Source organism: Pseudomonas sp. KCJK9058 (assembly GCF_046230975.1).
Lineage (GTDB): Bacteria > Pseudomonadota > Gammaproteobacteria > Pseudomonadales > Pseudomonadaceae > Aquipseudomonas > Aquipseudomonas alloputida.
Map to the genome: position 1 here is coordinate 28,804 of NZ_JBJJLR010000035.1, position 18,238 is coordinate 47,041.

At 60.5% G+C, this 18,238-nt stretch carries 18 protein-coding genes; 7 read left to right on the forward strand and 11 right to left on the reverse strand.

Annotated elements, in window-relative coordinates; genetic code table 11:
• Window positions 1-105: 105 nt before the first annotated feature.
• The 3 genes from choV to ACK59Z_RS18120 form a co-directional block, all read right to left on the reverse strand.
• Window positions 106-1,284 (reverse strand): choline ABC transporter ATP-binding protein, encoded by a 1,179-nt coding sequence (gene choV / locus ACK59Z_RS18110; RefSeq protein WP_010951660.1) that lies wholly within the window; start codon window positions 1,282-1,284, stop codon window positions 106-108.
• Window positions 1,281-2,129 (reverse strand): choline ABC transporter permease subunit, encoded by an 849-nt coding sequence (choW, locus tag ACK59Z_RS18115; RefSeq protein WP_172830946.1) that lies wholly within the window; start codon window positions 2,127-2,129, stop codon window positions 1,281-1,283. The genes choV and choW overlap by 4 nt, the downstream gene beginning before the upstream one ends.
• A gap of 81 nt (window positions 2,130-2,210) precedes the next feature.
• Entirely contained in the window at window positions 2,211-3,158 is a 948-nt protein-coding gene (locus ACK59Z_RS18120) for a choline ABC transporter substrate-binding protein (protein WP_010951661.1), read from the reverse strand.
• A 452-nt stretch (window positions 3,159-3,610) separates the two neighbouring features.
• Between ACK59Z_RS18120 and ACK59Z_RS18125 the strand changes: the two genes are divergently transcribed.
• The gene (locus ACK59Z_RS18125) at window positions 3,611-4,987 is read left to right on the forward strand and encodes an L-serine ammonia-lyase (RefSeq protein ID WP_019439081.1); all 1,377 of its coding nucleotides are present in this window, start codon (window positions 3,611-3,613) and stop codon (window positions 4,985-4,987) included.
• Window positions 4,988-5,480: 493 nt separating this feature from the next.
• Entirely contained in the window at window positions 5,481-6,587 is a 1,107-nt protein-coding gene (locus ACK59Z_RS18130; RefSeq protein ID WP_011953240.1) for a GlxA family transcriptional regulator, read from the forward strand.
• 121 nt (window positions 6,588-6,708) lie between these two features.
• Here the strand turns inward: ACK59Z_RS18130 and ACK59Z_RS18135 are convergent, their stop codons facing one another.
• A complete protein-coding gene (locus ACK59Z_RS18135; RefSeq protein WP_021782639.1) occupies window positions 6,709-6,966 on the reverse strand; it encodes a hypothetical protein in 258 nt (85 codons plus the stop codon).
• 338 nt (window positions 6,967-7,304) lie between these two features.
• Between ACK59Z_RS18135 and ACK59Z_RS18140 the strand changes: the two genes are divergently transcribed.
• Window positions 7,305-7,556, forward strand: coding sequence for a hypothetical protein (locus ACK59Z_RS18140; protein ID WP_108191858.1), 252 nt, complete (start codon window positions 7,305-7,307; stop codon window positions 7,554-7,556).
• Window positions 7,557-7,775: 219 nt separating this feature from the next.
• On the opposite strand, the gene ACK59Z_RS18145 is transcribed toward ACK59Z_RS18140, so the two are convergent.
• The 4 genes from ACK59Z_RS18145 to choX form a co-directional block, all read right to left on the reverse strand.
• A complete protein-coding gene (locus tag ACK59Z_RS18145; RefSeq protein WP_108191857.1) occupies window positions 7,776-8,246 on the reverse strand; it encodes a thioesterase family protein in 471 nt (156 codons plus the stop codon).
• Between the two features lie 10 nt (window positions 8,247-8,256).
• On the reverse strand, window positions 8,257-9,222 hold the full coding sequence (locus ACK59Z_RS18150; RefSeq protein WP_108191856.1) for an L-carnitine dehydrogenase: 966 nt from the start codon (window positions 9,220-9,222) through the stop codon (window positions 8,257-8,259).
• An 18-nt stretch (window positions 9,223-9,240) separates the two neighbouring features.
• Window positions 9,241-10,125, reverse strand: a complete 885-nt coding sequence (locus tag ACK59Z_RS18155; RefSeq protein WP_003255710.1) for a 3-keto-5-aminohexanoate cleavage protein — start codon at window positions 10,123-10,125, stop codon at window positions 9,241-9,243.
• Between the two features lie 122 nt (window positions 10,126-10,247).
• Entirely contained in the window at window positions 10,248-11,192 is a 945-nt protein-coding gene (choX, locus tag ACK59Z_RS18160; RefSeq protein ID WP_108191855.1) for a choline ABC transporter substrate-binding protein, read from the reverse strand.
• A gap of 144 nt (window positions 11,193-11,336) precedes the next feature.
• On the opposite strand from choX, the gene ACK59Z_RS18165 reads away from it, so the two are divergent.
• Window positions 11,337-12,284, forward strand: coding sequence for a GlxA family transcriptional regulator (locus ACK59Z_RS18165; protein WP_011953245.1), 948 nt, complete (start codon window positions 11,337-11,339; stop codon window positions 12,282-12,284).
• A gap of 3 nt (window positions 12,285-12,287) precedes the next feature.
• Here ACK59Z_RS18165 and ACK59Z_RS18170 read toward each other — a convergent pair whose 3' ends face one another.
• From ACK59Z_RS18170 to ACK59Z_RS18180, 3 genes are all read right to left on the reverse strand, one after another.
• The gene (locus ACK59Z_RS18170) at window positions 12,288-12,905 is read right to left on the reverse strand and encodes a hypothetical protein (RefSeq protein ID WP_014755073.1); all 618 of its coding nucleotides are present in this window, start codon (window positions 12,903-12,905) and stop codon (window positions 12,288-12,290) included.
• Window positions 12,906-12,976: 71 nt separating this feature from the next.
• Window positions 12,977-13,669, reverse strand: a complete 693-nt coding sequence (locus ACK59Z_RS18175; RefSeq protein WP_003255705.1) for a hypothetical protein — start codon at window positions 13,667-13,669, stop codon at window positions 12,977-12,979.
• Window positions 13,670-13,807: 138 nt separating this feature from the next.
• The gene (locus tag ACK59Z_RS18180) at window positions 13,808-14,224 is read right to left on the reverse strand and encodes a lysozyme inhibitor LprI family protein (protein ID WP_003255702.1); all 417 of its coding nucleotides are present in this window, start codon (window positions 14,222-14,224) and stop codon (window positions 13,808-13,810) included.
• A 285-nt stretch (window positions 14,225-14,509) separates the two neighbouring features.
• On the opposite strand from ACK59Z_RS18180, the gene ACK59Z_RS18185 reads away from it, so the two are divergent.
• From ACK59Z_RS18185 to dgcA, 3 genes are all read left to right on the forward strand, one after another.
• A complete protein-coding gene (locus tag ACK59Z_RS18185; protein ID WP_003255700.1) occupies window positions 14,510-15,487 on the forward strand; it encodes a dipeptidase in 978 nt (325 codons plus the stop codon).
• 76 nt (window positions 15,488-15,563) lie between these two features.
• Window positions 15,564-16,094, forward strand: coding sequence for a DUF5943 domain-containing protein (locus ACK59Z_RS18190; RefSeq protein ID WP_011953247.1), 531 nt, complete (start codon window positions 15,564-15,566; stop codon window positions 16,092-16,094).
• Window positions 16,095-16,109: 15 nt separating this feature from the next.
• Window positions 16,110-18,170 (forward strand): dimethylglycine demethylation protein DgcA, encoded by a 2,061-nt coding sequence (dgcA, locus tag ACK59Z_RS18195; RefSeq protein ID WP_003255697.1) that lies wholly within the window; start codon window positions 16,110-16,112, stop codon window positions 18,168-18,170.
• Window positions 18,171-18,238 lie beyond the last annotated feature (68 nt).

Here is an 18,238-nt window from a genome sequence, read left to right on the forward strand (position 1 = left end):
GACTGCCCCCAAGAGTTGGATTGGTGTCCAACTTCTTGGGGGCAGTCCACAAACCTGTGGGAGCGGGCGTGCCCGCGAAAGGGCCGCGAAGCGGCCCCAATTGCCTCACCCGTGGTTCTTGCCGAGCAGCGCGTGGTAAAGCTCGGTATCCCCGAGTATCCCCACCACCCTGTCGTTATCCTGCAGCACCAGCTTGTTGCCGGTTTGATAACGAATCTGCAGTGCCTCACGCATGCCGATGTCAGCGTGCACCACGGTCGGCCTGCGCTCCAGCAGCTCCACATCTTGCCCCGGTGCCCATTTCTGCATGTCCAGCCCGTTCTGGCCCTGGCGTGCACGCTTGAGCGCGCCGCCTTCGCCAAGGTCCAGCCACGAATCGATACCTGGGTCCAGGCACACCGAGCCATTGACCCGTTTGCAATTGTCCAGGCTGCGCATCAGGCTGCGCCCGCACAGCACGTTCAGCGGGTTGGTATGGGCGACGAAGGTGCGCACGTATTCGTCAGCCGGGTTCAGCACGATCTCCTCCGGCTTGCTGTACTGGATGATCCGACCGTCTTTCATGATCGCAATGCGGGTACCCAGTTTCAGCGCCTCGTCCAGGTCGTGGCTGACGAACACGATGGTTTTGCTCAACTTGGCCTGCAGGCCAAGCAGCTCATCTTGCAGGCCCTGGCGGATCAGTGGATCCAGTGCCGAGAACGGTTCGTCCATCAGCAAGATGTCGGCATCCATCGCCAGCGCCCGGGCCAGGCCCACGCGCTGCTGCATGCCGCCAGACAGCTCATCCGGCTTCTTGTTGCGCCACTGGGTCAGGCCCACCAGCTCAAGCTTCTCGTCGACCAGCTTGCGCCGTTCCTTTTCCGGGCGACCCTGCATTTCCAGGCCAAAGCTGATGTTCTCGCGCACCGTCAGCCAAGGCATCAGGGCAAACTTCTGGAACACCATGGCAATGCGCTTGGTGCGCATCATCTTCAGCTCGGCCGCGGAGCAGTTGGCAATGTCGATGTGCTTGCCTTCGTGCTCGACGAACAACTTGCCACGGCTGACGGTGTTGAGGCCGTTGATGCAGCGCAGCAGGCTCGACTTGCCCGAGCCAGACAAGCCCATCAGCACGCAGATCTCGCCTTTGTTGATATCGAGGTTGGCCTTTTCGACACCCACCACCAGGCCGGTCTGCTTGAGGATCTGCTCGCGGGTCTGGCCTTGGTCCAGCAGCGCCAGTGCCTCGCGCGGCTTGTTGGAGAAGATGACGTCGACGTCTTCGAAACGAATGATGCTCATGCCTCACCCCTTACCGGCAGTTCCGGTTGCTTGCAGATACGGTCGAGCATGATTGCCAGCAGCACGATCGCCAGGCCCGCTTCGAAGCCCAGGGAGATATCGGCGGTGTTCAGTGCGTTGACCACAGGTTTGCCCAGGCCGTCAGCGCCAACCAGGGCGGCAATGACCACCATCGACAGCGACAGCATGATGCATTGAGTGACACCGGCGGCGATGCTTGGCATCGCGTGCGGCAGTTCGATACGGGTAAGCAGTTGACGACGCGAGCAGCCAAAGGCCTTGCCGGCGTCCATCAACTCTTGTGGCACGTCGCAGATGCCCAGGTAGGTCAGGCGAATGGGCGCGGCGATGGCGAACACCACGGTGGAAATCAGCCCCGGCACCACGCCCAGGCCGAACAGGGTCAGGGTAGGGATCAGGTAGACGAATGTGGGCACCGTCTGCATCAGGTCGAGCACCGGGCGCATGGCGGTATAGAACATCGGCTTGTGCGCGGCGAGGATGCCCAGTGGCACGCCGATCACCACACATACCACCGTGGCGAAGGTGACCTGCGCCAGGGTTTCCATGGTTTCCTGCCAGTATCCCAGGTTGAGGATCAGCAGGAACGACAGGGCGACAAATGCGGTCAGGGCCCACTTGCGCTGGATGAAGTGCGCCAGGGCGGCGAACAGGGCGATAAGTACGAACGGGTTGAAGAAAGTCAGGGCGCTGGTGACGCCATGGATCATGAACTCCAGGCCTTGCGCGATGGCGTCGAAGTAATTCGCGCCGTTCTGGGTCAGCCATTCGACGAACGACGCGATGTACTGGCCCAGAGGTATTTTCTGATCGATAAGCATGATAGCGAGCTTCCACCTGCATAGATTGAAATCAACCCGGGGCAGGCACGGTCCTGCCCCGAGGTAGCGCTACTGCGTAGTTCGTTATTGCGTAAGCTTGGCCTTGACCGCCTCCAGGCCTGGTTTGCCATCAACGGTGGTAACGCCGGCCAGCCAGGCATCCAGCTTGCCTGGGTTGTCCTTGATCCATTTCTTGGCGGCGGCCTCGGGTTTCATCTTGTCGTCCAGGACATAGCCCATCATGGTGCTTTCATCCTTGAGCTCGAACGACAGGTTCTTAAGCAGTTGGCCAACGTTGCTGCATTCCTGCGTGTATCCTTTGCGGGTGTTTGTCAGCACGGTCGCCTTGCCGAAGTCGGGGCCGAAGAAGTCGTCCCCGCCGGTCAGGTACTGCATCTTGAAGCGGGTGTTCATCGGGTGTGGCTCCCAGCCCAGGAACACCAATGCCTCGCCGCGTTTCTGCGCGCGGTCAACTTGCGACAGCATGCCCGCCTCGCTGGACTGCACGATCTTGAAACCGGCGTCCTTCAAGCCAAAGGCGTTCTTGTCGATCATGCTCTGGATGGTGCGGTTACCGTCGTTACCCGGTTCGATGCCGTAGATCTTGCCGTCCAGTTCCTTCTTGAACTTGGGTATGTCGCTGAAATCCTTCAGGCCCTTGTCGTACAGCGCCTGGGGGACTGCCAGGGTGTACTTGGCGTTCTCCAGGTTGGCGCGCACGGTTTCTACCGTGCCGGCGTCGCGGTACTGCTTGATGTCGTTCTCCATGGTCGGCATCCAGTTGCCGAGAAACACGTCCAGGTCCTTGCCGGTGGCCAGCGACTTGTAGGTCACCGGTACCGAGATCATGGTGGTGTGGGTCTTGTAACCCAGTGCTTCGAGCACAACGCTGGTGGTCGCGGTCGTGACTGTGATGTCGGTCCAGCCGACATCGGAGAAGCGTACAGTCTGACATTGCTCGGGTTCGGCTGCTTGGGCCAGCAATGGCGCGGACAGCAACGCAACCAGTAACAGCGAGGGTGAACCTTTCATGGATGGACTCCTGAGATATTGTCTTCGGGTTCGCGTGGGTCGCCGGGCTTTCTGAGGGTCCGGTCGACCAGGCCTGCAGAGGGCAGGATGCGTGGCCGTGCTTTACGAGTCGCTTTCGATAATCCTCCAGCGCCGGGCAATCGCCTACTGGTTGGGTCGTATCCAGTACGGAACGGGTCGTATCCAGTATGGGCGATGTCGCTTATGGATTTTTCCACCCCCTCGCGCGCATTTTTGCGTCACCAGGCCGCTGGAAAACGGCGCGGTGGGCGCAGTTTCTGGTTGAGAACAGCGCGGCGCTGCTGGACAAAAGTACGTCGGTTGCAGACGGCGAGGTGGGCGGTAAAAGCCCGATGATGCTGGCATTCAAGGCGGCCCGCTGTTTGAGCCTAGCAGCTACCCCGCCCTGCGCATGGCGCGCAGAGACAAGCCCAGCAAGAGGTGATTCGACAATGGCCATCAGCGTGTTCGACCTGTTCAAGATCGGTGTCGGGCCCTCCAGCTCCCACACCGTCGGCCCCATGCGTGCTGGCGCCCTGTTCGTTCAGGGCCTGCGCGAACGCGGTGAGCTGGAGCGTGTAAAACGGATCGAAGTGCGCCTGTATGGCTCGCTGTCGGCCACCGGTATTGGTCATGGCACCGACAACGCCACCATCATGGGCCTGATGGGCGAGTGGCCGGACGCCATTGACCCGACCCAGATCGTGCCGCGTATCGCCGACCTGCGCGAAACCAACACCCTGCAGCTGGATAGCCGGTTGCCCATCGAGTTCGTCTGGGCCCGCGACATGCTGCTGCTGGACGAGAACTTGCCGTATCACCCCAACGCCATGACCCTGATTGCCGAAGGCGAGCAGGGTGAGTTGCACCGCGACACCTATTACTCGGTGGGCGGCGGCTTTGTGGTCGATGCAGCCCAAGCCGCCAGCGGTGTGCTGGATGCTGACCAGACAGTGCTGCCGTACGACTTCAACAGCGCCGCCGAACTGCTGCGCCTGTGCAAGCAAAACGACCTCAGCGTGTCGCAATTGATGATGGCCAACGAGAAGGTCTGGCGCAGCGAGGAAGACATCCGTGCTGGCCTGCACAAGCTCTGGGAAGCCATGCAGGAATGCGTCAACAACGGCCTCAAGTACGAGGGCACGCTACCCGGCGGGCTGAACGTGCGCCGGCGCGCTGCCAAGCTGCACCGCAGCCTGCAGGAAATTGGCAAGCCCAACGTGATCGGTTCGACCATGAGTGCCATGGAATGGGTCAACCTGTTCGCCTTGGCGGTCAATGAAGAAAACGCCGCCGGCGGGCGCATGGTGACCGCGCCTACCAACGGCGCGGCAGGCATCATCCCGGCGGTGCTGCATTACTACATGCGTTTCAGTGATGAGGTTGATGAGTCCAGCGTTGTCGATTACTTCCTGGCCGCCGCCGCCGTGGGCATCCTGTGCAAGAAGAACGCCTCGATCTCTGGTGCCGAAGTAGGTTGCCAGGGGGAGGTCGGCTCGGCCTGCGCGATGGCCGCAGCAGGCCTTGCCGAAGTACTCGGCGCCACTCCTGCACAAGTTGAGAACGCCGCTGAAATTGCCCTGGAACATAACCTTGGCCTGACCTGCGACCCGGTTGGCGGGTTGGTGCAAGTGCCCTGCATCGAGCGCAACGCGATTGCTGCGGTAAAGGCCATCAACGCAGTGCAGATGGCGTTGCGCGGTGATGGTGAGCACTTCATTTCCCTCGACCAGGTAATCCGCACCATGCGCGATACCGGGGCCGATATGCACGACAAGTACAAAGAGACCTCGCGCGGTGGCCTGGCGGTCAGCGCTATCGAGTGCTGATTTGCTGATCTGACCTCCAGGGCGTCTTCGCGGGCAAGCCCGCTCCTACAGGAACTGTGCAATCCCTGTAGGAGCGGGCTTGCCCGCGAAGAGGCCCTTGAGGCTGATGCAGGTGCAACACAACCGCCAATGCCTCTTTATGGTGCGGCGCCACGCTACCGATCGTCGGATGTCGCGATCAGTGTGAGGGTTGTCGGTGACACTTAAAGGTGTCGCTTCTGGGAAACCTACGAGGCGCGTGTCACTAAACTGCTCAACCGTTACAGGCAACGCGCTAGCTCGCCTGTTCTGGACGACTGGCCAACACGATGCAAGCACTTGAATTGCCCCATAAAGGCGTCGTTTTCAGGTTTTTTTGGATGGCCGTTCAAGTTTAGGCACGGCGTTTGCGTTGAGATTGGCAAGCCTACCCCCGGAAAATGACCGAGGGGTCATAACAAGAAGTAAGTGCCCGCCTGAGGCACACCCTGCATTTGTGTGAGGAGAAATCGCGATGACGTCGTACACCTCCGGGAATCCAACCCAGAACCGCACAACACCCCAGTCCATCGGGTTTCTTCTATTGGACAATTTCACCCTGATTTCCCTGGCATCGGCGGTCGAGCCGCTGCGCATGGCCAACCAGCTGTCTGGTCGTGAGCTGTATCGCTGGCACACGCTGACCATCGATGGCGGCCAGGTGTGGGCCAGCGATGGTCTGCAAATCACACCGGATGCCGCCATCAGCAATGCTCCGCCTATCGACACCGTGATTGTCTGTGGTGGTGTTGGCATCCAGCGTTCCGTCACCCGTGAACACGTCACCTGGCTGCAAGCCCAGGCCCGTCAGTCGCGCAGGCTGGGCGCCGTGTGCACCGGCAGTTGGGCACTGGCCTGCGCTGGCCTGCTCGACGGCTTCGATTGCAGCGTGCACTGGGAATGCCTGGCCGCGATGCAGGAAGCCTTCCCGCGGGTGAACATGAGTACCCGCCTGTTCACCCTTGACCGCAACCGCTTCACCAGCTCCGGTGGCACCGCGCCGCTGGACATGATGCTGCACCTGATCAGCCGTGATCACGGCCGCGAGTTGTCGGCAGCGATCTCCGAGATGTTCGTCTACGAGCGTATTCGCAACGAGCAGGACCACCAGCGTGTGCCGCTCAAACATATGCTTGGCACCAACCAGCCGAAGTTGCAGGAAATCGTCGCGTTGATGGAGGCCAATCTGGAGGAACCGATCGACCTGGACGAACTGGCGGTCTATGTGGCGGTTTCGCGGCGTCAGCTGGAGCGCCTGTTCCAGAAGTACCTGCACTGCTCACCTTCGCGCTACTACCTGAAGTTGCGCCTGATCCGTGCGCGGCAGTTGTTGAAGCAGACGCCGATGTCGATCATCGAAGTGGCATCGGTGTGCGGCTTCGTGTCGACCCCGCACTTCTCCAAGTGCTATCGCGAGTACTTTGGCATTCCGCCGCGTGACGAGCGCGTGGGCTCCAACACCGCGCAGCAGGTGGCCATGATGCCGATTCCTCAGGCCATGACCCTGTCGCCGCACAGCGGGCCGATGGCGGCCCTGAGCCAGGCACGCAACGAGTCGACATTTGCCAGTGTAAGGCTCTGAGACCGCGCCGACCTCTTCGCGGGCACGCCCGCTCCCACAGGTCACACCCGCTGAGCTTGAGCCAGCGGTGACCTATGGGGGCGGGCTTGTTCCGCGAAGGGGCCGGTCCTGGGTAAATGAATTACGCGCGTTTGTTGAACTGCGCCAATGCCGGCAACAGTTGCTTGTCGATGGCCTGGCGCACTGCCGGCAGGATCGTCGCACTGCCGGTGTACATCTGCTCCACCATCCCCTTCAGCGCTCGCGCATTGGGCTCGTTCAGTCCACGAACCACCGCTTCACACGCCTGTTCGGCACTGGCCCCGGCCGGAATATCGAAACCGCGCGCGCGCAAATGGCCGGCGAGGTCGTCCTGATCAATCAAATCCGCATGCATCATGGCTGTTGTCCCTTTTATCGCTAAGAGAGTGCTGCTGTGATTTACGACCGATTCTGTGACGTGCGCGACAGCCTCGCAAGGACAGAATGCCGCCATGGCTGCTTTGGCTAAGAACAGGTCGTTTACGACTAAATCCCCTGCCAGGCAAGCACGCACACTGAAGCCATTCACGGTACAGAGGGTTTGGTCACCCTCGCTCACGCACAGTGGATGTTGCTCGCTCTTGGCCCCGGTAGCTCACGGCTTTCCGGGGTTATTTTTTTGCAACTGTTATTTATATTGGTTTTTGGGAATCGATGTCCGTGGACGAGTAAGGCTCCGATATCTGGAGCATGAACATGGACCGGGAAAAATTAAAGTTCGGCTTGTTAGGTGCTGTGTTTATTTTTGCAGGGTGTACAGCCGCGGAGCATTCGAATTATCTCGAAGGTTTAGCCGGCACGCTATTTCAGATTAAATCTGATCAGCGCCGTGAAACACTTGAAAGTGTTAGCAAGGATAATGATGTCGATCTCGTGCGGGCTGAGGTAAAGACTTCGACAGTGGATTACCCCGAGCAAGTTATGTCCGTCAACATTTTTACATGGTAAAGAGCTGTTAGGCGGAAAAATAACTTTTCTGGGGCATAACCACGGATGTACATTTTGGCGGTGGTAAACCAGAAGTGTTCAGATTTACAAGAAGACTGACCGGGCCAGTATATAGAGCGTTCGCTATGGTTGTCCGCTTCTCTACTGTCTGATTGTTGCGAGTGAAGGCGCCAGGGTGCTTCGTATCTATGGAGACCTTGGCGCCGGCTCCCTGGTCATTCAAGAAGGAAGTTTTAAGGTGCGCCCGATGTATTGCGGCGCCGGCGCCCCCTCCTGTTGCTCTACCAAGTGGTTCAATTGGTAAACAGTGGTGTGCCCAAAAGGCGCTGACTGCGGCCCCGCCAGGTCCACGTGCAGTAACATCTGCTCGCTCGCCGCCAGGACCTCGTCGAACCCTGCCCGGTGCAGGCTGTGATACACGTGAAGACGCTTGTGGTCGAACCCGATGATCTGCGTCTGCACCCACACCTCAGTACCCAGCTTCACCTCGTGCAGATAATTGATGTGCGCCTCCAGCGTGAACAGCGAATTACCGCTTTGCCCGCGGCTGTCGGCGTCCAGGCCAATGCGCTCCATCAGGGCATCGGTCGCGTAGCTGAAGATCAGCAGGTAGAAGGCATCGCGCAGGTGCCCGTTGTAATCGACCCAGTCCTCCTGGACCGTGGTGCGGTAGGTGATCAGAGCAGGCATCTTGGCCTCCTTAATCGCTGAACGACAGGCCGTGGCTGGCCTTGCTGGACTTCACCGCTTCCAGTACCGCCAGCAGGGTGTCGTCACGGTAGCGCTCCAGTGCAGCGATGCTGCGCTCGCCCTGTTGCTCAGCGGTGCCGCTCACCACATCGTCGATCAGCTTGTCGGTCAGTTCCGGTGCTGGCAGGTACGTCCAGGGCAGCTTCAGGGCAGGGCCGAACTGTGACATGAAGTGGCGCATGCCGGCATCGCCACCGGCCAGGGTATAGGTAAGGAATGTGCCCATGAACGACCAGCGCAAGCCTGCGCCGAAGCGGATCGCGTCGTCGATTTCGCCCGTGGTGGCAACCCCGTCGTTGACCAGGTGCAGGGCCTCGCGCCATAGCGCTTCGAGCAGGCGGTCGGCGATGAAGCCTGGCACTTCCTTGCGCACATGCAGTGGGCGCATGCCGAGGGCGGTGTAGATGGTTTTGGCAGCTTCAATGGCCTCGGGTGAGGTGCGGCTGCCGCCGACGATCTCGACCAGCGGCAGCAAGTACACCGGGTTGAACGGGTGGCCGACAACGCAGCGCTCAGGGTGAGTGGACGACTCGTAGAACTCGCTGGGCAGCAGGCCCGAAGTGCTTGAACCGATGATTGCGTCAGGCTTGGCTGCGGCGCTGATTTTGGCGTGCAGGCCGAGCTTGAGGTCCAGGCGCTCTGGTGCGCTTTCCTGGATGAAATCGGCGTTGCGCACGCATTCCTCGATGGTTGCCACGAACTTCAGGCGGTCTTGCGATGCGCCAGGGGCCAGGCCTTGCTTTTCCAGTGCCGGCCAGGCGTTGGCGACACGTTTGCGCAGTGCCTGTTCGGCGCCGGGCGCCGGATCCCAGGCCACCACGTCCAGGCCATGGGCCAGGGCGCGGGCGACCCAGCCGCTGCCGATCACGCCGCTACCCAGGGCGGCGAAGGTCTTGATCTCGGTAATGAAGGGCATATCGGTCTCCTGAAAGGATCAGCGGCGCTTGAGGTTCATTTTTTCCCGGCCTTCTGCCGGGCTGAGCACGCGGCCACCCATGCGGGTGATGATCTCGCTCGCGCGTTCCACCAGTTGGCCATTGCTGGCCAGCACGCCACGGTCCAGATACAAGTTGTCTTCCAGGCCCACCCGCACATTGCCGCCGAGCAACACGGCCTGCGCGGCCATGGGCATCTGCATGCGGCCGATGCCGAAGCCGGCCCAGGTGACGTTGGCAGGCAGGTTGTCGACCATGGCCTTCATGGTGGTGGTGTCGGCCGGTGCGCCCCACGGGATGCCCAGGCACAGCTGGAACAACGGGTCTTCAAGTAGGCCTTCCTTCATCATTTGCTTGGCGAACCACAGGTGGCCGGTGTCGAAGATTTCCAGCTCGGCCTTCACCCCCAGTTCGGTAATGCGCTTGGCACCGGCGCGCAGTTGGGCCGGGGTGGACACGTAGATCGAGTTGCCATCGCCGAAGTTGAGGGTGCCGCAGTCGAGGGTGCAGATTTCCGGCAACAGTGCTTCGACATGGGCCAGGCGCTCCAGCGGGCCGATCAGGTCGGTGCCCGGGCCGAACGCCAGCGGCGTTTCACCCGGGCCGATTTCCAGGTCGCCGCCCATGCCGGCGGTGAGGTTGACGATGATGTCCACGTCGGCTTCGCGGATACGCTCCATGACTTCGCGATAGAGGTTTACATCACGGCTGAAACGGCCGGTCTGCGGGTCGCGGACGTGGCAGTGGACCACGGTGGCGCCTGCTTTGGCAGCTTCCACGGCGGATTCGGCGATCTGTTTGGGGGTGACCGGGACCAAGTGGCTTTTCGAGGCGGTGTCGCCGGCGCCGGTGAGGGCGCAGGTGATGATGACGTCGTGGTTCATGGCGGGTTCCTTGTATGGTCAATGCTGGCCTCTTCGCGGGCAAGCCCGCTCCTACAGGGAGCCGTGATGGCCCTGGCGAGCGCGTTACCTGTGGGAGCGGGCGTGCCCGCGAAAGGGCCCTGTCAGTTGGCGGTAAGCTTGAGGTTGTCCGCAGCCGGCTTGCCATCGAAGGTGGTCACACCCTCAAGCCAGCGCGCCTTGTCCTCGGGGTGGTCCTTGAGCCACTGGCGGGCCGATTCCAGCGCGTCTTTGTGGTCAAGCAGTGGCTGCATCATGCGGCTCTCGTCCTCGGCGCTGAACTTCAGGTTGGCCAGCAGGCGGTGGGCATTGGGGCAGCGTTCGGCGTAGTCCGGCGCCGTCACCGTCCACACCGTCGCACGGCCTTCGTCAGGGCCGAGTGCATCCTGGCTGTCGCCCAGGTAGGCCATGTCGATGTTCACGTTCATCGGGTGCGGCGCCCAGCCGAAGAACACCACGGCCTCCTTGCGCCGCACCGCGCGGTCGACGGCGGCGAGCATGCCGGCCTCGCTGGACTCGACCAGCTGGAATTTGCCCAGGTCGAACTGGTTCTTGGTGATCATCGCTTTGATCTGCGTATTGGCGCCGGAACCCGGTTCGATGCCATAGATCTTGCCGCCCAGCGCTTTCTCGAACTTGTGGATGTCGGCGAACGTCTTCAGGCCCTTGTCGTAGAGGTATTTCGGCACGGCCAAGGTGGCGCGCGCGTCCTCCAGGCTTGGCTTGTCCAACACCTTGACCTGGTTGGCATCGACGAACGGGGTAATGGTCTGGGTCATGATCGGGTTCCAGTAACCCAGGAACATGTCCAGGCGTTTGTCGCGTATGCCGGCGAAGATGATCTGTTGCGAGGCACTGGTCTGTTTGGTCTGGTACCCCAGGCCGTCGAGCAGTACCTGGGCCATGGCGCTGGTGGCAATGACGTCGGTCCAGTTGACCACGCCAAGGCGCACGTTTTTGCAGGCGGCGGGCTCGGCGGCAAAAAGCGGGGTGGCAACGATGCTGCTCAGGGCAAGGGACAACAGGCTGCGGCGGATCAAGCTGTGCATGGTGGCTCTCCATCGGCAGTGCATATTGTTATTGAGGGCGGCCTCTGCGGACCGTGTGAATACGCTACGCTGGCGCTACCTTGCCCAAGCGCACGCTAGCGACAGGAATTAGCACCTGGGCGACCAGTTTCTGTGGAGGAGGGGATGATGGAGACGATTGCCTTTCTGTTGGTGCCCGGCTTTTCCGCCATGGGGTTCATTTCGGCGGTGGAGCCGCTGCGGGTGGCCAATCGTTTTGGCGGGCAGTTGTACCGGTGGCAGGTGCTTAGCCTGGACGGTGAGGCGGTGCTGGCGAGCAATGGCATGTCGATCAATGCCGATGCCGCCCTGGGGGAAGGAGAGCCGGCCAACATCCTGCTGGTGGTTGCGGGCTTTGAGCCACTGGCCAATGTCGCACCCAAACTGCTGCATGCGCTGCGCCGGCTCAATCACGAAGCTGTCATGCTCGGTGGCATCGACACGGGCGCGATGGTGCTGGCCGAGGCAGGGCTGCTCGAGGGCTACCGGGCGACATTGCATTGGGAGGCGCTTGAGGCATTCAAGGAACGCTATCCAGGCCTTCAAGCCACCCAGGAGCTGTTCGAAATTGACCGCAGCCGCATCACCTGCGCTGGCGGAACCGCCTCGATCGATTTGATGCTGCACCTGATTGCCCAGTCTCACGGCAGCGAACTGGCGGTCAAGGTGTCGGAGCAGTTCGTGCTGGGTCGTATCCGTCAGCGCCAGGACCACCAGCGCATGCAGATCGGTGCGCGCTATGGCATCAGCAACAAGAAGCTGGTCCATGCCATTGGCGAAATGGAAAAACACATCGAGCCACCGTTGAGTACGCTGGAACTGGCTGCCGCGATCAAGGTGACACGGCGTCAACTGGAGCGTTTGTTTCGCATGCACCTTGATGCAACCCCGAGCGGTTTCTATCTCGGGTTACGGCTGGACAAGGCGCGCCAGCTGTTGGCCCAGACCGACATGTCGGTGACTGAAGTCAGCCTTGCGTGCGGGTTTGAACTGCCATCCTATTTCACGCGGCGCTACAAGCTGAGGTTTGGACGGTGCCCGCGGGAGGAGCGACGGCCCAGCGGTACAAAATGAGCTTCAATCCAGTTCACGCTCGAGGATGGCCCTTAGCTTTTCGCGATTCCTTGTTTGCAGATCTTTGCGAAGCGGGGCGAAATCCGCTGCATTGAAGCGTGCACCCAGATGGTCAAATATCAGGTTCAACTTTCTGGTGGGCTCGACCGGGTCGGTAACGCAGTAGGCATAAAACAGGATCGCAACCGGGACCTGGTCCCCTTCATGGTCCATTTCGATACTGAGATGTGAAGAGGCGTTCATGACGGTGAAGGTACGCGTACCGGCCGACTGCAGAGCGGCTTGAACATTTTCTTCGAGGCTCTTGAACCAAGGTCCTTTCTCGCGGGGCGGGGGTAGATAGCCACTGTAAACATCGCTTAATGCAAGCAAGTGTGGCTCATACACGATGGTTTTATGAGTGTGTTCGAACAGGGTGAATTTCAATGATTGCAAGGTGGCGAGAGCGACAGTGAACCATTGCTGAGGCTGGGTCTCCATCGAGAATTTTTCATTGGCCACTGCTTGTGAATAACGCAGGCATAGCTGCAAGTCTTCCCATGTCTCAAGTGTCAGCCAGGGCGCAGGCTTGATGCTTAGCCGCTCCTCGAATACACGGGTATCCAGGTTCGTATCGCCCATGTGGCATTGCTCCTTGATGGATGCAGATGACCAGAACCGGGTACCAGAGAGCTGGTACCCGGTCTCGCTAATCAGATAGCGAGAAACGCGGCGATGTCGCCTTTTATCTTCTCATTCACAAGATCACGTGCAGCGTCGAAGTGACGAACGCTGAACGTGCCTTGTTGCGAAGCGCGATAAACGCGGGTAGAGGTCTTGTCGACCTTGCGGGTCAGGGCGCCTTCACGCTCGACTTTCGAGTCGTAGCTGGCCTGGAAGCTGGTCATGTGCATCGCCGGCAGGCCTTGTGGCGTCATTTCGCACTGAGCGACCACGAAGTTGCTCGATTTGCCGGATTCGCTATGGCTGTGCTTTTCCAGGTGCGCCTTGACTTCCGGCTTCTGCACGACAATTTGCAGAACACGCCTGGCGCAGGCGGCGCGACGAGGGTCCGCGGAGACGCTGATGGTGACGGACTTGGTAATCAGCTCTGCCAGGGTCAGGTTGTCCTCATCAATGGCATCTTCGGCATGTGCTGCGCCCGTCATGGTCCAGCCAAACTTGATCAGGCCATCGTTGTAGAAGTTGTACCACTCGCGCTGCTGGGTCTCCTTGTCGAACTTCTTGTTGGCCAGTTCGGTCATCAAACGCATGCCGGCCAGGATGTCTTCTGCAATGTTGGCAGGGACATTGTCAGCGAAGACGCAGATGGTCTGGCCGGTAGCGGCTACGCGCTCTTGACCCTCTTTGCGGATTTTTTCCATTTCAACTTTGATGTCAGCCACTTTGTAATTCCTTGATAGTTGTGAGTTCCAAGACACACATGGTGAGCACGTGGTCTGGGGGCACTATCGAGCAATTACGCAGGGGGCATCAGCGGCACGTTGTTCCTCTGGAGTTGATCCTTCACTCGCACGTGCTGATCAATCTTCGGGTGCTGGCTCGTCACTGTTTTGCGCGCCCAGGCTGCGCAAATACTCGGCTCGCTCATCGCTGCGCTGTGCAATGCAGCTGTTCCAGGCGATCTGGTAGGCCCTGCTGCCGGGTTGTTCAGCATGGGTTTCGACCTTGCAGTCTGCATCGCGCAGTTGGCTCCAGACTTTCTCGGCTGCCTCTATTCGCGACATCAGGCCTGCCTCGTCGCCGAACTGATCACGCATGCGCGCGACCAGGTCGTCGTAGGCCGACTGCAGCTCACGCTCGGCGACCTGCTTGTTGAATGCTGCACAGGCGAAGGTTTGCTGGTCGGTCTCCACATTGTCGCAAGGTGTGCTTTCGTCCTCACTGGCCTGGGCCCCGCTCACGATGGCCAGCAGCACCAGCCATGCCATTGATTTCATCCGTTTTCTCCTCAACAGGCTGTCGAATCGCAAGGATTCTCGCTCAGCCAGAGGCCAGGTGGTAGCTCCCTGACCAAATGTTCATGTACCGGCCGCAAATGTCGTTATCGAGACTGTCTCGCATCCCCGGAACACGCGCCAGACGCGCTCTTGTCGCGCATTGACGCTTTCGGCAAACCCCCTGTCGTTTTTGCACCGGGGCGCCTCGGGGCACAGGCATATGCTGGCCTCAAAGCGCCGGCAGAAGGTTTGGCGCGACCCAACTCTATAAAAGGGGACAGCCTGATGAGCCCAGCCGAACTACACGCCGACAGCATCGTCATCGATGGCCTGATCATCGCCAAATGGAACCGCGAGCTGTTCGAAGACATGCGCAAAGGCGGCCTCACTGCGGCCAACTGCACGGTGTCGGTCTGGGAAGGGTTCAAGGCTACCGTCGACAACATCGCGTCCAGCCAGAAGCTGATCCGCGACAACAGCGACCTGGTGATGCCGGTGCGCACCACCGCCGACATCCGCAAGGCCAAGGAACTGGGCAAGACCGGCATCCTCTTCGGCTTCCAGAACGCCCATGCGTTCGAGGACCAGATCGCTTATGTGGACGTGTTCAAGCAGCTGGGCGTGGGCATCGTGCAGATGTGCTACAACACCCAGAACCTGGTGGGCACCGGCTGCTACGAGCGTGACGGCGGGCTGTCCGGCTTCGGTCGCGAGATCGTTGCCGAGATGAACCGTGTCGGCATCATGTGCGACCTGTCCCACGTTGGCTCCAAGACTTCCGAAGAAGTCATCCTCGAATCGAAAAAGCCGGTGTGCTACTCGCACTGCCTGCCCTCGGGCCTGAAAGAGCACCCGCGCAACAAGTCGGACGAAGAGCTGAAGTTCATCGCTGATCACGGCGGTTTCGTTGGCGTCACCATGTTCGCGCCGTTCCTGGCCAAAGGCATTGACTCGACTATCGATGACTACGCCGAAGCCATCGAGTACACCATGAATATCGTCGGTGAAGACGCCATCGGTATCGGTACCGACTTCACCCAGGGGCACGGCCAGGACTTCTTCGAATACCTGACCCATGACAAGGGCTACGCCCGCCGCCTGACCAACTTCGGCAAGATCATCAACCCGCTGGGCATTCGCACCGTCGGCGAATTCCCCAACCTCACCGAGACCTTGCTGAAACGCGGCCACTCCGAGCGTGTGGTGCGCAAGATCATGGGCGAGAACTGGGTCAACGTCCTCAAGGATGTCTGGGGCGAGTAAGCCGCTCTCCAAGCCTGATAGCCCCTGCCAGCAACGCCGGGGCACCCACAAAAAAATTTTATGGAGTTGAGTTTCCATGGCCAAAATCGCCCCGCAATTGCCAATCGAAGTCGACAGCGAGACCGGTGTCTGGACCAGCGACGCCTTGCCGATGCTGTATGTGCCGCGGCATTTCTTCGTCAATAACCACATCGGCATCGAGGAAGTGCTGGGCGCCGACGCCTATGCCGAGATCCTCTACAAGGCTGGCTACAAGTCTGCCTGGCACTGGTGTGAAAAAGAGGCCGAGTGCCATGGCCTGGAAGGCGTCGCGGTGTTCGAGCACTACATGAAGCGCCTGAGCCAGCGTGGCTGGGGCCTGTTCGAGATCCAGGATATCGACCTGGATAAAGGTACCTGCAGCGTCAAGCTCAAGCACTCTGCGTTCGTGTACGTCTATGGCAAGTGCGGCCGCAAGGTCGACTACATGTTCACCGGCTGGTTCGCTGGCGCGATGGACCAGATTCTCGCTGCCCGCGGCAGCAATATCCGCACCGTGGCCGAGCAGGTCTATGGCGGGTCGGAAGAAGGCCACGAAGATGGCCTGTTCGTTACAAAGCCGTTGTAAGCCGGAGATAGCGTCATGGCATTCGAAGCAATGTTCCAGCCGATCCAGATCGGCAAACTGACCATCCGCAACCGTGTGCTCAGCACCGCGCACGCCGAGGTCTACGCCACTGACGGCGGCATGACGACCGACCGCTATGTGAAGTACTACGAAGAGAAGGCCAAGGGTGGCATCGGCCTGGCCATCTGTGGCGGCTCGTCGGTGGTTGCCATCGACAGCCCGCAGGAATGGTGGGCATCGGTCAACTTGTCGACCGACCGCATCATCCCGCACTTCCAGAACCTTGCCGACGCCATGCACAAGCATGGCGCCAAGATCATGATCCAGATTACCCACATGGGCCGCCGCTCGCGCTGGGACGGCTTCAACTGGCCGACGCTGATGTCGCCATCGGGCATTCGCGAACCTGTGCACCGCGCCACCTGCAAAACTATCGAGGTGGAAGAGATCTGGCGGGTAATCGGCAACTACGCGCAGGCTGCGCGTCGCGCCAAAGAGGGCGGCCTGGACGGCGTGGAATTGTCGGCGGTGCACCAGCACATGATCGACCAGTTCTGGAGCCCACGGGTCAACAAACGTACCGACGAATGGGGCGGTACCTTTGAAGGCCGCATGAAATTCGGCCTGGAAGTACTGAAAGCTGTGCGCGCCGAAGTGGGTGACGACTTCTGCGTGGGCATGCGTATCTGTGGTGACGAGTTCCACCCTGATGGCCTCAGCCACGAGGACATGAAGCAGATCGCTGCCTACTACGACGCCACCGGCATGCTCGACTTCATCGGCGTGGTCGGCTCGGGTTGCGATACCCACAATACCCTGGCCAACGTCATCCCCAACATGAGCTACCCGCCGGAGCCGTTCCTGCACCTGGCAGCCGGTATCAAGGAAGTGGTCAAGGTCCCGGTGCTGCACGCGCAGAACATCAAAGACCCGAACCAGGCCACGCGCATCCTTGAAGGCGGCTACGTGGACATGGTCGGCATGACCCGTGCGCACATGGCCGACCCGCACCTGATCGCCAAGATCAAGATGGGCCAGATCGACCAGATCAAGCAGTGCGTCGGTGCCAACTACTGCATCGACCGCCAGTACCAAGGCCTGGATGTGCTGTGCATCCAGAACGCCGCGACCTCCCGTGAGTACATGGGTGTGCCGCACATCATCGAGAAGACCACCGGCGTCAAGCGCAAGGTGGTGGTGGTTGGCGCAGGCCCTGCCGGCATGGAAGCGGCCCGCGTGGCTGCTGAACGCGGCCACGACGTGACCCTGTTCGAGAAGAGGGACCAGATTGGCGGGCAGATCACCATTGCCGCCAAGGCCCCGCAGCGTGACCAGATTGCCGGTATCACCCGCTGGTACCAGCTTGAGCTGGCTCGCCTGAAAGTCGACTTGCGCCTGGGCACTGCCGCTGATGTGGCCGCGATCCAGGACCTGCGCCCGGACGTCATCGTGCTGGCCGTAGGTGGGCACTCGTTCCTGGAGCAGAACGAGCACTGGGGCGCCGCTGAAGGGCTGGTGGTCAGCAGCTGGGATGTGCTCGATGGCAAGGTAGCGCCGGGCAAGAACGTGCTGGTGTACGACACCATCTGTGAATTCACCGGTATGTCGGTCGCCGACTTCATCGCTGACAAGGGCAGCCAGGTCGAGATCGTCACCGACGACATCAAGCCAGGCGTGGCCATGGGGGGGACCACCTTCCCCACCTACTACCGCAGCATGTACCCCAAAGAAGTGATCATGACCGGCGACATGATGCTGGAAAAGGTCTACCGCGAAGGCGACAAGCTGGTGGCGGTACTGGAGAACGAATACACCGGCGCCAAGGAAGAGCGCGTGGTCGATCAAGTCGTGGTTGAAAACGGCGTGCGCCCTGACGAAGAGCTGTACTACGCGCTCAAGGAAGGTTCGCGCAACAAGGGCCAGATCGACGTGGAGGCGCTGTTCGCCATCAAGCCACAGCCGATCCTCAGCCAGCCGGGCGAAGGCTACCTGCTGTACCGCATCGGTGACTGCGTGGCCCAGCGCAACGTGCATGCGGCGATCTACGACGCCTTGCGCCTGTGCAAGGACTTCTGATCGTTAACAGTCGCCGCCATCGGGCGCGATCCCTGTAGGAGCGGGTTTACCCGCGAATGCGTCAGCAC